The sequence below is a fragment of the Burkholderia sp. SR8 genome, from assembly GCF_052851275.1.
The window spans coordinates 59,136-73,083 of record NZ_JAULUC010000002.1 but is presented as its reverse complement, the minus strand read 5'-3'; the positions used below and the strand labels follow the sequence as shown (position 1 = coordinate 73,083).

The window sequence follows — 13,948 nt, the reverse complement described above, 5'->3', positions numbered from 1 at the left end:
GGAACCGGAAATTTGTCCGTATCGGGCGCGGATGCCCGATAATGGCGCCGGAATACAGCAGTGAATGGCCAACGACGGACGTGACCGATATGGCAGGGCGAAAACCGACAACCGAAAAGAAGATGTCGCCGGCGCAGCCGGATAAACGAGGCTCGCGCGCAATCAAGCGCGGCGACCAAGTGGCCGAGCAGATCAAGCGTTGGATTAACGACGGGCAGGCACGGCCAGGAAAGCGCTTGAACAAGGAGGCCGAGCTTCAGCAAATGTTCAACGTCAGCCGCGGCTCGATGCGCGATGCGCTCAAGGCACTGGAGATACAAGGACTCGTGAGCCTGAGTACCGGGCCGGATGGCGGGGCGACGATTACGCGCGTGCCACTGGCCCGAGCATTCCAGTCGCTGCAGAACTATCTGTTTTTCGAGAGCGTCACGCTCGAGGACATTTATGCGGTACGCCGCACGCTGGAACCCATGGTGGCGGCGGGTGCGGTTCCCCATCTGAGCGACGCGGACTTCGATGCGCTCGAGCGCAGTGTGTCCGTCTGCGAGCCGTTCGAGGCACGTCACGCCGAGGCGCTCGACCAGCGACACGAGGATATCCATTTCCACGATGTACTGGCTGCCGCGCATCCGAATGCGTTTCTGCGCAGCCTGTGCCAGATCATCAATCAGATGCTGCACACGCTCGTGATCGTGGCGGGAAACGTGACACAGCAGGATTATCAGGCATTCGGGCGGCACACGGTTGCCGCGCACCGCGCGATACTGGACGCCGCGCGACGCCGAGATGTTGACGCGGTCGCGCAACTCATGACGGCGCACATGGACGAAGCGCATTCGCAGTTGCGCACAGTGCACGCTGCGCTGCAGCAGAAGCTGGTGCTGGACTCCGAATTGGATCTTGGCGACCGCGGCGAGTCATGATGGGCAGTGAATTTTGACATTCACTACGAGCGTCGGTTCGACGACGCGGCAGTGACATCATCGATTGCCCGCCCCTACAGCGCGCCGTCGATTCGATGAGTTTGGATGTGCGCGGACGTTGCGGCTCTTTCCGCCAGTCAGCGTCCGCATGACGCATCAGCTTAAGTTCGCTACGATCGAGGCGTAATCCGCTTGGGCGTCTCAGATCATCCGCGCCCCGCTGGCGCCGGAAGCCGACAGAGCGCGCGTCATCTTAGCAAATGGCGCTCTTCCCAATGCGACCTCAAGCTCATGGCTGACCCAAAGGACCAATGCATCAGAGTGACGGCCTCCGACGATCTGTACGCCAATGGGTAGTTGGTCGTCCGTTAAGCCTGCGTAAAGACTCGCCGCGGGCAAGCCGAGTTGATTACACCATGCAGTGAAATGTGGAAACAGCTCATTGGTAGACGCTACCTCGGCGAGCGGCATGGCGACACGCGGGTACACAGGGCAGATCAGGATATCGTGTCGCTCGAAAAAGGCATTGACTGCCGCACCTAGGTCGCCGCGTTCGATCAACGCGCCAAGCAATGTTTCGCGCGACACGTCCTCTCCTTCACGAGCATATGCCTGTAGCGTCGGATCCAGATCATCGATGCCACTTGGCAGGCCGGACGTGAGCTGTCGGCAAAACGCGCGCCAGAGGGTCGCATGGATGGCGTTGCATCGACCGATGCTGGGCGGGTCGGCAGCATCAACTCGGGCGCCTAATTCGCGGAGGGTGATTGCGGCACGCATCACGGCGGCATGGATTCCAGGTTCAACCGCAATCGGTAGCCCGAGCGTTGGGCTACAGGCAATACGGATACCGTCGGGGACAGGCCGACATTGCAGACCGCGTGCGTAGTCACCACCATCGAACGGTAGGGCGTACCAGTCACGGCTGTCTGGCAGGCTGATCACGGTCAGGATGCGCGCCGCATCTTCGACGCAGCGCGTCATAGGGCCGACGTGGCTGAGCAAACCGAACGGGCCGCGTGGCGCATGAGGCACGCGCCCGAAGCTTGGTTTGAACCCGAACGTTCCGGTGAATGCAGCGGGAATACGAATGGAACCCCCGCCGTCGGTCCCGATCGCTGCGGAGCCCATCCCGAGCGCAACTGCTGCTGCGCCACCGCTGCTGCCGCCGGGCGTACGCGTGAAATCCCACGGATTGCGTGTAGTACCGGTAAGAGGGCTATCTGTGACTATTTTGTGTGCAAAGTCGGGTAGCGTGGTCTTGGCAAAGCAGATTGCACCCGCTTCTCGCAGTCTTGCAACGCAGGGACTGTCCGAATGCGACGCTTCTGACCCGGTAACGCGAGAGCCGAACCGAGTTGCGACGCCCGCGATGGAAACGTTGTCCTTGATGGTGATCGGTACGCCGTCAAGCGGCCCCAGGGATATGCCGCGTCGCCATCGAGCTTCGGAGGCCTCTGCCATGCTGAGCGCTGTGTCGGTAATTTCGCAGACCGCATTGACCGCCGGGTCGAGCGACTGGATGCGATCGAGCACGTCACGCATGACGTCGACCGGCGAGACTTCACCGTTTTCGTAGAGCGCGCTGAGCTCGTGGGTCGTTAGCTCGCAAAGGTTGTTCGTCATCTCGCCTCCAATTAATTATAATAAATTGAAGGTAGGTGCGATGATGGTATATGTCAAGGCCACCATGCGGTTGATATTTGTAGGGTAAACGCGACGATGACGGCCGTTGACAGCTGATTATTAGGCTCGTAGATTAGTGATAATAAATCTGCCGAAGAACGGTGTCGCCGCTCGAGAGCGGCCTGTATGGTCTAGCGCTTCCAGCTCGCTCGATGGCGAAGTCAGATATGTCCCCGAGCGTGCGCCACCACGGCTGATAGTGCGGTGTTGGCGGGTAGGGCTACGGCAAGTGTTGCGACGGGGGAGAACTCCGCAGAGATGGGGAGCCGAAACAGAACAGATCAACGAATACTGATGCGGTCCTCGGCGCCTTTGATGATTTGCGACAGCGGCGTGTCGAGTGCCTCAGCCAGAACGAGCAGGGCTTCGAGTCCGGCAACCGTCTCAGCGCGTTCGATGAGCGAGACGGTGTTGGGATGGACGTTTGCGCGAACAGCGAGTCCGACCTGTGTCAGCTTTTTTCTTTTGCGACGGCTGCGTATCTCGTTGCCGAGCGCTTTGATGAATGATTCTGTGGTCATGCCAACTCGATTTGATTAGGCAAATCGAGTATCGGGGAGCATTCGCTCCGAAATTCACAATAAATTGTGAATTCGATTTGTTTTGTCCTAATATTCACAATATATTGTGAATTTTGTGGGGATGTCGGTCAAGCGCTGGGCCGGCGGATGGACGGGGTGTTTGAGTCAGGGGACGTCGACCCCGCTAGGGTGACGTGTCACGTTGAGATCGCACGCGCCCCTTTGATTGGTGTGAGTTTGTGAGGGATATATGGTAGGAGTACTTAATATATTGAGTTACGTCTGCATCTTGATGCTGATTGCTTTGGGGCTAGCCATTGTTTTCGGCCTGATGGACATCGTGAACCTTGCACACGCGGAATGGGTGACGATCGGGGCATATACGTTGGCAGTGGCGCAATCGTTGGGCGGCCCGAATGCGTTCTGGCTCGCATTGTTTGTCGCGCCGGCGGTTGGCGCGGTGTTGGGGTGGTTCCTTGAGTGCCTCGTGATCCGACTGCTCTACGACCGTCCGCTCGACACATTGCTCGCGACGTACGCGATCAGCTTGATCGTCCAGAAAGCCCTCGAACTGATTTTCGGCACACATCCGATGTTGGTGTACGCGCCCGTAGATGGGGCGATTCCCGTGCCGGGGGGCAGCTATCCAGCGTATCGACTCTTCGTGATTGGCGTTGCAGCGGTGGTGACGACCGGTTGCTGGCTGCTATTCGCCTATACGCGCTTCGGAATTCAACTGCGTGCTGTAATCCAACACCCCGCGATGGCGGAGGCCGTCGGTATCGACACGCGACGGCTGAACCGGCTGGCGTTCTGTGGCGGTGCCGCACTCGCATCGCTGGCCGGTGTACTTGTCGCGCCGATGATATCGGTTGAGTCCCATCTTGGCGTCGCCTATCTGGCCAAGGCGTTCTTCGTGATCGTGTTGGGCGGTATCGGTTCGATCGCCGGCAGTCTGCTGGGCAGCGCCTTCGTCGGCACGGCTGAAACGCTGCTCAGCTATCGCGTGGATCCGTCGCTCGCCTCGGCGATCGTGCTGATTCTGTCCATCGTTCTGATCCGTTTTCGGCCACAAGGGCTGTTGCCCGGTTTCAGCGCCGCCCATCAGCTCCACGGTAAAGGTTGAATCATGCTCCGACAACTTCTTTCGAGTACGCACCGCTGGCTGTTTCAGCCAGCGCTCGGTATCGAAGACATCTCTCCGATGACAATCGGCGCCGCGATTGTTGCTGCCGCATTGATCTTGCCATATTGCCTGGGGAGCTACCAGCTTTCGACCGTGCGGGATGCGCTGATCATGGGACTGCTCGCGCTGAGCTACGACGTGTTGTGGGGCAGGGCTGGTGTGCTCACGCTCGGACACACGACCTTCTTCGGACTCGGCGCGTACGGTTTCGCAATCGCCACCGTGCAATATGGACAGACGTCCGCCGTTGGAGTGATCGTGGGGCTGATCTGTGCCATGGTCGTCGCGGCCGTGTTGGGCTATTTCCTGTTGTTCGCAGGTGTGCGGTTGCACTTTTTCGCCATTATCAGCATGGCCGTGCTAATTGTCGTCCAGCAACTGGCGACAAGCTGGCAGTCCGTCACGGGCGGTGACACGGGCCTCCTCGGCATTCCGGGATTGTCCTTCTCACCGGTCGGGCAGACGCTCGATTTGAGCGGGGCGCGCGGGTCCTGGTACACGGTCGTGATCGTGCTTACCGTGCTGCTCGTCGCGACCTGGTTCGTATGCCGCAGCCGGTACGGCAAAGTGCTGACCGCGATCGCGACGAACGAATGGCGCGCAAAGGCGTGCGGCTATCACACGTCGGGGCACCTTTTGCTGGTGTTCGTCGCATCGGCCGGACTTGCCGCTATTGCAGGAACGTTAATGGCCGCCTGTTCGGGGGTAGTGGCGCCCGATGTGTTCTCGCCGGTGCTGGCTACCGAAGTCATTCTATGGGTGGCGATCGGCGGTAAAGGCACGCTCGGTGGTCCGGTACTCGCCGCCGTTGGGTTGACGCTGCTTAAGCAAACGGTATCGAGCGTAACTACTGACGGATGGCCGCTGCTGCTCGGCGCATTGTTCCTCTGCTGCGTGCTGTTCCTGCCCAACGGCGTACGACTCGATGGCTTGAATGCCGGGACACGTCGGATCGATCGAATTCGACGGGGACGTAGCCCCTTACGTCGTGCCGAACGCGTGGAAGGAGGCCGGTAATGGATACGCCGCTGATAAAGGGTGAAGGGTTGCAGCGCGCGTTCGGTGGCATTCACGCGGTCGACAACGTCGATGTGTCGATTGGCTCACACGAACTGCTGTGCGTGATTGGCCCGAACGGCGCTGGCAAGAGCACTTTGGTCGGGCTGTTGTCCGGTGCGATCGCGCCAGGGGCCGGAGAGCTGTATCTCGCCGGTGAGCGCATGACGGGGCGGCCGATGCACCGATTCTGCCGACGCGGCGTGGTTCGCAAGTTCCAAGGCACGAACACATTTCTTTCAATGAGCGTGCGCGAGAACCTCGTCGTCGCGGGCCTTGGTGTTACCGCGTACCGGGACACGCCGATGCCGAACCCGGACGCCATTCTGGACGAGATAGGACTGTCGGACCAGGCCAACTTATGTGCGATGACCCTGCCGCATGGTGAACGCCAGTGGCTGGAGATCGGTATGGCGATGATGTGCCAACCCGCGTTGCTCTTGCTCGATGAACCGGCCGCTGGTCTCTCGGTCGCCGATGCGCAGCGGCTCGTATGCCTGATTCACCGTCTGCGCGAGCGCTGCGCGGTACTCGCGATCGAGCACGACCTGAGCTTTGTCGAAGCGCTACGGTGCGAGACCTGGGTCATGCACCGCGGCCGGATCGTTCGACGGGGCTCCTATGCGGACATCGCGCGCGATGAAGAGATCCGGCGCATCTATCTCGGTCAGGGAGCGGGTCATGCTACACATTGAGAATCTGTCTGCCGGGTATGGCGACGTAGCAGTGCTGCATCAACTCGACCTCGACGTCGGGCCAAACGAAGTTGTCGGAGTACTCGGCTGCAATGGCGTGGGCAAGACGACCCTGGTCAAAGCGATCATGGGCTTGCTGCCACGCGTGACAGGCGACGTGCGGTTTCAGGGGCAATCCATCAACGGCTTGCGCACCCATGCGATCGCCCGACGCGGTATCGGACTGGTTCCTCAGGGGCGCTGGATTTTTCCCAAGCTGACCGTGCGCGAAAACCTCATGATGGGCACGCAGGCTGTGGGTGGTGGGGCAATTCTCGACGAAGTGTTCGAGTATTTCCCCATTCTCAAGTCCCGACTCTCGCAGCACGGCGGCACGCTGTCCGGCGGCGAGCAACAGGTGCTCGCGATTGCCCGCGCGCTGTGCGGTCGGCCGAAACTGCTGTTGCTGGACGAACCGTCCGACGGTGTGCAGCCGAATCTGGTCGAGCTGATCGGCGAGGTCATCCCAACGCTGTGCCGCCGATCGCAGCTCTCGGTGCTGCTCGTCGAGCAGAACCTCGATCTCGTGCTGCGCAGCGCGCAGCGCTGCATCGTGCTCAAGAATGGACGAGTTGCCCATGCCGGCCGCATCGAGCCACGAAGCGGTTCGGCGGGGGCTCATCCGTTGGCGCAATACCTGTCGCCGGCTGCCGAGTCTGACACGTCTTCAAGCTCTTCGCCACATTCGACGCAATCCCACCTGGATCTCACCCGATGAAGACTACGATGAATCGTCGCGCCTTTACCCGAACCGCCTTATTCAGTGCCGTCGGCGCACTCGCCACTTCTGCTATGCCGTCGTTGGTACGGGCCACCACGCCGCTCAAGATCGGCTTGCTCGCGCCATTGAGCGGTCCGCTCACCCGCGTGGGCGAGACCAACCGCAACTGCGCGCAGTTGGCTGTCGACGAAATCAACGCCGCCGGTGGATTGCTGGGACGCCCGTTGCAACTGAGCGTCGAGGATACGCAGATGTCCACCGCCGTGACGCTGCAGAAGGCCCGGCAACTGTTGATGCGCGATGAGGTCGCGGTCCTGACCGGCATGGTGCTACCGTCCGAGCGCGAAGCTGCGTTGCAGGCCGCCAAGTCCGCTGGGCGGCTCGTGATCTACCCGAACTTCGACGAGGGGCGCTGCGATCCGAATCTGTTCACTACGGGCCTGACTGTCAACCAGCGCGTCGATCCACTGATCGATTGGCTGATGCGCAAGGGTGGTCGCACGGTCTGCGCGGTGGTCTCGGACATCGGCAGCAACCGCAAGGTGCTGGTGCCCGCGCTGCAGGCAGCGGTGAAGCGTTACAGCGGGCAGTTTCTCAACGTGTATTGGTTGCCGTTCGGCACACGCGATTATGGTGCGGTGTTACAGCAGATCGCAAGCCAGCGCCCACAGATCGTCTGGCACAGCATCGGCGACGATCCGGTCACCTTCGTCAAGCAGTACCGCTCGTTCGGCATGAAACCGCAACTGGTAACTGACATTGCGCATGAGTCGCTGTCGATCGCGACCACGGGCGCGTCGACCGGGATCGTTGGCGTTTCCTCGTATTTCATGAGCGTCGAGAACCCGGAGAACCGGGACTTTCTCGCGCGTTACACGGCGCATGAAGCTGGCCCAAACGACCCTCGGTTAGGGCAGTTGGCCGTGGTGTTACCGCACGGCGAGTGCACGTATGCCGGACTTCGCCTGTTTGCAGCGGCTGTCAAGGTGGCCGGCAGCGTCGACGTCACCCGCGTGAAAGCCGCGCTGTCGGGTGTTTCGTTGAATTTGCCGCGTGGCAAGGCGGGCGTGAGCCAGGACGGCGACCATGTGTTATGCCAAACCCGTATCGGCAGGGCGCTTTCGGACAATAGTTTCGCGGTGTTGGACTCGGCTGGACCGATTCCGCCGCAGTGCGAGGGATAGGCATGAGGTAATCAAACACGTTCCAATTTCTCTCAATTATTAAGGAATCCATATGAATGACGTACTGGAAATGAACGTCGAGCAGCTTATGGTCGGCTACCGGCGCCGCTCGTTCTCTCCCGTCGAGGTTATTTGCGCGGTTCTTGACCGGGTCGCGCTCGTCAATCCCCTTGTCAACGGCGTGTGCAACCTCGACGAGGACAGCGCGCTGGCCGCCGCACGCGAGTCGGAGCAACGCTGGATGCGCGGGGAGCCATGTGGATTGCTGGATGGCGTGCCGGTCTCGGTCAAGGACCTCGTCGCCGTGCGCGGACTGCCTACCCGATATGGATCGCTCACGTCACCCAGCGCGCCGGAGGCCGATGACGCACCCGCGGTCGCACGACTGCGACAGGCCGGCGCGCTGCTGTTCGGCAAGACCACGACCTCAGAGTTCGGCAACAAGATCGTTACGGACAGCCCGCTCACTGGCATTACCCGTAACCCATGGGATCGGCGTCTCACGTCCGGCGGGAGCAGCGGCGGATCAGCTGTAGCGGTTGCGCTCGGCATGGGACCGTTGTCGCTGGCCACCGACGGCGGCGGCTCGATCCGCGTCCCAGCATGCTGGAGCGGGGTGGTCGGAATGAAACCGTCGTTCAACCTTGTGCCAGCCGGCGCGGCGGTGAGTTGGACGCAACTATCGACGCTTGGTCCGATCGCGCGTTGCGTAAGCGACGCGGCGTGGATGCTGACCGTGATGTCCCGCCAGAGCGATGCTCGAAGACCGGCTACTGTTTGTTCCGATCTGCGCATCGGTTTGGATGATGGCATTGCCGGGTTGCGCATCGCCTATTGCCCGGCGCCTGCGGGCGTACAGGTTGAACCTGAAATCACCGTGAGCGTTCGTCAGGCGGTGGGCCTGTTCGAAGCGCTCGGGGCACAGGTCGAGGAAACGGATGTGAAGCCGCTGGACGGCTATCTGGAGAGTCGCATGCACGCAATCCAGTGGGCGGTCTTCTTTGCACAAAGGGCCCGGCAGCTTCCTCCCTCTGCGCGGCCGCAGCTCGATCCGGATGTGTCTGCGTTGGCTGAGGCGGGCAGTAGCGTCCTCACTTCGACCTTCGTCGATGCGCTTCAGGCGCGACACGCGCTGACGGTCGCGATGGCCGCGTTCTTTGAAGACTACGACTTACTGCTCACGCCGACATTCCATTGTGCCCCGCCGCTCGCGGAGGGACGCCCCGAGCACTCGCGCATGGCGCCGCCGTTGACGTCGTGGTGCAACCAGACTGGGTTGCCGGCGGCGAGCGTGCCGTGTGGTTTGCCTGGCGGGTTGCCGACGGGCCTACAGATCATCGGGCCGTCGGGCGGCGATGCGCTGGTGCTGCGCGCGGCACGGGCGTACGAGTCCGCACGTGGCCTGTTTCCGGCTCCACCAGAAGCAATGCAAGGCCAGACTGAGGGCGTGGAGGTGCTGACATGAATCCGCCCATCACCAAATTCGTCGTCCACCTCCTCGAGCGGCGCACCGAATTGCACGTACCGGTTGACCCGCCACATCGGCAGGTCGTGGCGGCAGCAGTTCTCCGATTCGACGACTGGCACGCGGACGCGCCGCTCGCGGCGCTCGAGCCGCTCTATGAACTGGGCGCTGAGCTTGGCACGTTGCTGACCGGACGGGCGCGATGGGCGCTGGATGTCGCGCCGTCGGCAATTCAGGCCTACGGCAAGGCCGCGCTCGTGGGCAGCGCGGTACCGCTCGAATGTGCGGCGGCACTCTTGCATCCCCGTATGGGAAGGGCCATGCGCGAGAGCTTGCCAGGCGCCACGTCGTTGATTCCGTCGGTGACCAAACGTGCCGCGCCTGGCGCATGTGTGGACATTCCGCTCCACGGCAGCACCGACATGTGGAGCTTTGACCACTTTGACACGGTCTCGCTGACGCTCGCCGATGCGCCAGCGCCGAACGAGATCGTGGTGGCGATCGCGCTGGCCGACAGGGGTAGACCGCTCGCGCGTGTGCGACCGGACTGAACAGTGTCGATGCCAAGACGGCACGACACGAACAAACAATCACAAAGACGAAGGAGACATCATGCAGATAAGAACATTTCGGGGAAGCGTGGCTAAGTTGGCTGTAACGTTGGGCGTGTGCACCGGTGCCGGGATCGCACATGCGCAATCATCGGTCTCGCTGTATGGGCTAGCGGACGCATTCATTGGCGAAGTGCATCCTGCTGGTGCAGCCGGCAACGCGTGGCAAGTCGGCTCTGGCGGGATGACGACTTCGTATTGGGGGATGTCCGGTACGGAGGATCTGGGCGGGGGGACGAAGGCCGTCTTCACGCTCGAGAGCTTTTATCGTATCAACGGCGGCCAGGCCGGCTCGTTTCCTGGACAGTCATTTTTCGGGCGAAATGCCTTCGTTGGTCTGAGCGGCCATTTCGGAGCGTTGACGCTGGGGCGCAATACCGCGCCGCTGTTCGTGTCGACGCTGCTGTTCAATCCGTTCGGCAACTCGTTCGTCTTCTCGCCGATTGTCGTGCATAGTTTCCTTGGCTCCGGCATGGGTGCTGCGTCGCTCCAGAGCGACACGGCGATCGACAATTCGCTCCTTTATCAGACTCCCGAGGTTGCCGGTCTGTCCGGAAGCCTGCTGTACAGCAACGCTGGCGTTGCCGGCCATGCCGGGCAGGCCAACTACAGCGCGAACGTCTTGTACTTTGCCGGTCCCTTTTCCGCGACGGCCGCCGTGCAGAGTTTGCACACGGCATCGCTGTTTCTCAACGGTGCCACTTCTCAGACCGCATGGATGGTCGGTGGCGCGTATCGGTTGCGTGTGGTCAAGCTGTTCGCCCAGTACGAGCGCGTGGACAACAACAATCACGTCACGGACGATACGGTGCAACTCGGGGCAAGCGTTCGGGTAGGGTTAGGAAGCGTACTGATGTCGTGGGCGGGAACGCGGCGGCGACCGTCGGTCGGAGATCATCTCCGTTGGTCGACGCTCGCGCTCGGCTACGACTACCCGTTGTCGAAGCGGACCGATGTGTATGCAGCTTGGCGTTATGACACGATCACAGGTGGGGCGACTGGCAATAGTGTAGGCGCCGGGATGCGGGTCAAGTTCTAAGGTGCGCCGCTTCGTTGCAGCAGAACGCGGCCGGGCCGGTATCCGACTTCGGCTGCGTCGCGCACGCATCGATTCGACAGAGCACGGTGCACTCTGCCTCGACGTGAGGCTCGCGGTATCATGTCCCAACATCATCACGAACACTTCATGGCTCATGGTTTTGCCGAAAGTCCGACGCGCGGGGCGCAAGCCGCTTACCAAAGGCGACCTTCTGCCGTTGCCGACCGCGAAGGTCCGAGCGCTGTCCCTCGAAAATCATATGGCACTGGCCGCTGTAAGGGCTGGTCACGGGGGAGAAGAGCAAATTAGTTGTCTGCTACGGGTCGTCTATCTCGCATTCTATATGCGCAACGAGACGGGAGCGGGGGCGGATTTGAACCTGTACCGGCAAGCCGAGGCCGCGTTGGAGGCCTGCATTGCACGTGCGGAGCAGGGCGCTGCCTGGTTGTTGCTCGATCGCGAGCAGTCCACGATCGAGCAACTGTTGGTCGTCCATGACGAGCAGTTGGCGGCGGTATCGATGCACAGGTACTGCACCGCTTGGGAAGACCTTCAGCGATTCATGACCGGACAGATCCGGTCGCCCATTCCGACGTCGGGCGCGGCGCCGTGAAGCCAAACCGCTTACCGTAAGCGCATCCTGAGATCATCCTTTCAGCCTCCGCGTGGCCAATACCACATCGGTCACTGTGGAACGGTCGCATCGAAACGCGATGGCGTTGCCATGCTTCGCTGCGACGGATCACGAGCATGTCGTGTGCAATCTCTGCAGAGACACCATGTTTAACCGACGGAATGTCCCGTCGGTAAGACGGGTTTGGTATCTGGTCATCCTTGCTGCTTGAATGCCTTTCAGTTCCGGCCATGTTCGTGCCGGATATGGAGGGCCAATCATGTCTTGGAATGATGATGGAACGCGAACGATCTTGCGCCGCCGACAAGTCGAGCGGTGCACGGGCCTATCGAGATCGACAATCTATAAGCGCATGCGAGACGGAACGTTTCCGCCTGCCATTCCGCTTGGTGGACGAATGGTAGGGTGGCGGGCGACCGATATCGAACAATTCCTGGCCGATCCGTCGCGATATCGAGCATCCCAGGCGCACGAGACGGAAGACAGGGGAGATGGCGGTGAAGCACGATGAGCAATCGCCGTCACTCGATGAGCGTCTTCGCAATTGGGGGCAGTCGAATCGCGGCGCGTACGATCCCGGCGATGCCGAACGTGTAACCCGGGCGTGGCGAACGCTGCAGCCACGACATCGAGAGGTTCTGCGGATGGTCTACCTCTGGCATGCGAGTCGGGAGGTCGTGTGTCGACGGCTGAAGATCGTTCGCCATCCACGTCATCTGTTCGATCTCGAACTCTGTGTTGCGCGGTCCGCGCTCGCCCGCGCCCTTGAGGAAGGCAAGTTCACACAGTAGCGTTACTGGGACGAATGTTCGGCAAGTTCAGTTGAAATAGGCGCTCATGCAGCGCGAAGCGCAGGCGCATCGTGATGGTGAGCCGTGGACAAGATCACGTTCTTACCAAACGCAAAATAAATTTAGGAACATCAAGGAATATTGCGGCGCGACTGGGAACGAGATGCGTTCTGTTGGCGAGCGTCTGCGCTTGAATCGCCGTGATGACTGACCTACAGTGAAGCCAACAATCTGATCCGGTCAACGTGCGTAGCACGACCGAGTACGCGTTAGCGGCCCCGATGCATCGATGTCAGTGTAAAGGTGTGCCGTAGGGCACATGAGAAGGCCTGCGATTGGTTCGCAATCGCAGGCTTTTTGTTTGCTGGTTGGGTTTCAAGATTCCCCGTTGAACCCGCGGTGGTCTTTGTGACGCCGCGGGTTCTCTTTTTCATGGACGGCCGTCGACGCTCGGAGCTCATCCGAGGAAAGACGGTCATGAAATCGCTTCTAGTGGCTTCGGCTCATGGTGGTACAGGCAGAACGACGTTCGTGTGTCAGTTCGCCCATTATCTTCGTCTGGTACGTGGACACCGGGTGTTGGTGCTTGATCTGGCCGAGCCGGCATGCAGTGCCATTTCGCTCACACGCGGCACCTGCGCGTGCATGACGAAGTGCCCGTCATCCAATGTTCGGCGCAATCGACTGTCTGACACGGCCAGACCGTGCATTGGTGTGCTCGCCGCAGCCGCCGTCGCCGGCATTGCATATCGGGACGATCCGGTCGGCGCGCGTTGTTACGCCAACTTGCGACACTTGTTGTCCCAAGTCGGTGCATTGTTCGACATCTGTCTGATCGATAGTTCACCGTGGCCTGATTTGCGTGCCGTATGCGCGGCGGCGCTCGCGGATGCGCTGATCAGTCCAGTTACGTTGTCGCCAGACGCATTGGCGCCGATCGTCGATTTTGTCAACGGCGACAAGGGCGTGCGCGATGTACGCGCGCGCCTCAATCCATCGCTCTGCTTTATCGGCATGGTGCCCAACTGCGACGAGCCGGCTTCGCAGCAAAGTCAGCTCAGGCGGTTCGAGGCGTCCATGGGCGCATGGCTGGTTCCGCATGATCAAAGTCCAACAGGCTATCTGTTGCTGCCTCGGCTGGACGTCATTCCGCGGGCGCAGGCATGTGGGATATCGGTAGCGGAACTTGTCCAGGGCGATGAGAATGTTCATCGCGAATGGATGGCCATGAGCGCGTGTTTCGATGTGATCGCTCGACGACTCGATGCCATACGCAAGGCCCCGTTGCAGTCGGAATGGAGCGAGGCGTGTCATGTGTAAGTTCACGTCGATTCCGAGTATACGTCGAACTGTGCGGTTCGGTGTGGTTTCGCTTGCCGTCGTGCTTGGCACGTTCA

Annotated in this window: 14 protein-coding genes; 12 read left to right on the top strand and 2 right to left on the bottom strand. The window is 60.9% G+C overall.

All coding sequences use genetic code 11. The features are described 5' to 3' along the window. Window positions 1-89: 89 nt before the first annotated feature. Window positions 90-923: a FadR/GntR family transcriptional regulator gene (locus Q3A80_RS02615; protein WP_446327800.1), complete on the top strand. Its 834-nt coding sequence runs from the start codon at window positions 90-92 to the stop codon at window positions 921-923. Window positions 924-1,124: 201 nt separating this feature from the next. Here Q3A80_RS02615 and Q3A80_RS02610 read toward each other — a convergent pair whose 3' ends face one another. Next, window positions 1,125-2,549: an amidase family protein gene (locus Q3A80_RS02610; RefSeq protein WP_446327534.1), complete on the bottom strand. Its 1,425-nt coding sequence runs from the start codon at window positions 2,547-2,549 to the stop codon at window positions 1,125-1,127. A gap of 341 nt (window positions 2,550-2,890) precedes the next feature. Next, entirely contained in the window at window positions 2,891-3,130 is a 240-nt protein-coding gene (locus Q3A80_RS02605; RefSeq protein ID WP_059493326.1) for a helix-turn-helix domain-containing protein, read from the bottom strand. A 250-nt stretch (window positions 3,131-3,380) separates the two neighbouring features. Between Q3A80_RS02605 and Q3A80_RS02600 the strand changes: the two genes are divergently transcribed. The 11 genes from Q3A80_RS02600 (at window position 3,381) to Q3A80_RS02550 (ending at window position 13,871) form a co-directional block, all read left to right on the top strand. Further along, complete coding sequence (locus Q3A80_RS02600; protein WP_446327533.1) at window positions 3,381-4,256, top strand: branched-chain amino acid ABC transporter permease; 876 nt, start codon at window positions 3,381-3,383, stop codon at window positions 4,254-4,256. Between the two features lie 3 nt (window positions 4,257-4,259). Beyond that, window positions 4,260-5,333, top strand: a complete 1,074-nt coding sequence (locus tag Q3A80_RS02595) for a branched-chain amino acid ABC transporter permease (RefSeq protein ID WP_446327532.1) — start codon at window positions 4,260-4,262, stop codon at window positions 5,331-5,333. Continuing rightward, entirely contained in the window at window positions 5,333-6,067 is a 735-nt protein-coding gene (locus tag Q3A80_RS02590) for an ABC transporter ATP-binding protein (protein ID WP_446327531.1), read from the top strand. Before Q3A80_RS02595 ends, Q3A80_RS02590 begins: the two co-directional genes overlap by 1 nt. Then, the gene (locus Q3A80_RS02585; RefSeq protein ID WP_446327530.1) at window positions 6,054-6,824 is read left to right on the top strand and encodes an ABC transporter ATP-binding protein; all 771 of its coding nucleotides are present in this window, start codon (window positions 6,054-6,056) and stop codon (window positions 6,822-6,824) included. The genes Q3A80_RS02590 and Q3A80_RS02585 overlap by 14 nt, the downstream gene beginning before the upstream one ends. 8 nt (window positions 6,825-6,832) lie before the next feature. Then, window positions 6,833-8,011: an ABC transporter substrate-binding protein gene (locus tag Q3A80_RS02580; RefSeq protein WP_446327799.1), complete on the top strand. Its 1,179-nt coding sequence runs from the start codon at window positions 6,833-6,835 to the stop codon at window positions 8,009-8,011. 52 nt (window positions 8,012-8,063) lie between these two features. Continuing rightward, complete coding sequence (locus Q3A80_RS02575) at window positions 8,064-9,476, top strand: amidase family protein (protein ID WP_446327529.1); 1,413 nt, start codon at window positions 8,064-8,066, stop codon at window positions 9,474-9,476. After that, on the top strand, window positions 9,473-10,027 hold the full coding sequence (locus Q3A80_RS02570) for an amino acid synthesis family protein (RefSeq protein WP_111020982.1): 555 nt from the start codon (window positions 9,473-9,475) through the stop codon (window positions 10,025-10,027). Before Q3A80_RS02575 ends, Q3A80_RS02570 begins: the two co-directional genes overlap by 4 nt. A 61-nt stretch (window positions 10,028-10,088) precedes the next feature. After that, window positions 10,089-11,126: a porin gene (locus Q3A80_RS02565; RefSeq protein WP_446327528.1), complete on the top strand. Its 1,038-nt coding sequence runs from the start codon at window positions 10,089-10,091 to the stop codon at window positions 11,124-11,126. Window positions 11,127-11,280: 154 nt separating this feature from the next. Next, complete coding sequence (locus tag Q3A80_RS02560) at window positions 11,281-11,739, top strand: hypothetical protein (RefSeq protein ID WP_407972617.1); 459 nt, start codon at window positions 11,281-11,283, stop codon at window positions 11,737-11,739. Window positions 11,740-12,019: 280 nt separating this feature from the next. Further along, the gene (locus Q3A80_RS02555; RefSeq protein WP_081052594.1) at window positions 12,020-12,271 is read left to right on the top strand and encodes a helix-turn-helix transcriptional regulator; all 252 of its coding nucleotides are present in this window, start codon (window positions 12,020-12,022) and stop codon (window positions 12,269-12,271) included. 757 nt (window positions 12,272-13,028) lie between these two features. Then, entirely contained in the window at window positions 13,029-13,871 is an 843-nt protein-coding gene (locus tag Q3A80_RS02550) for a ParA family protein (RefSeq protein ID WP_446327527.1), read from the top strand. Window positions 13,872-13,948 lie beyond the last annotated feature (77 nt).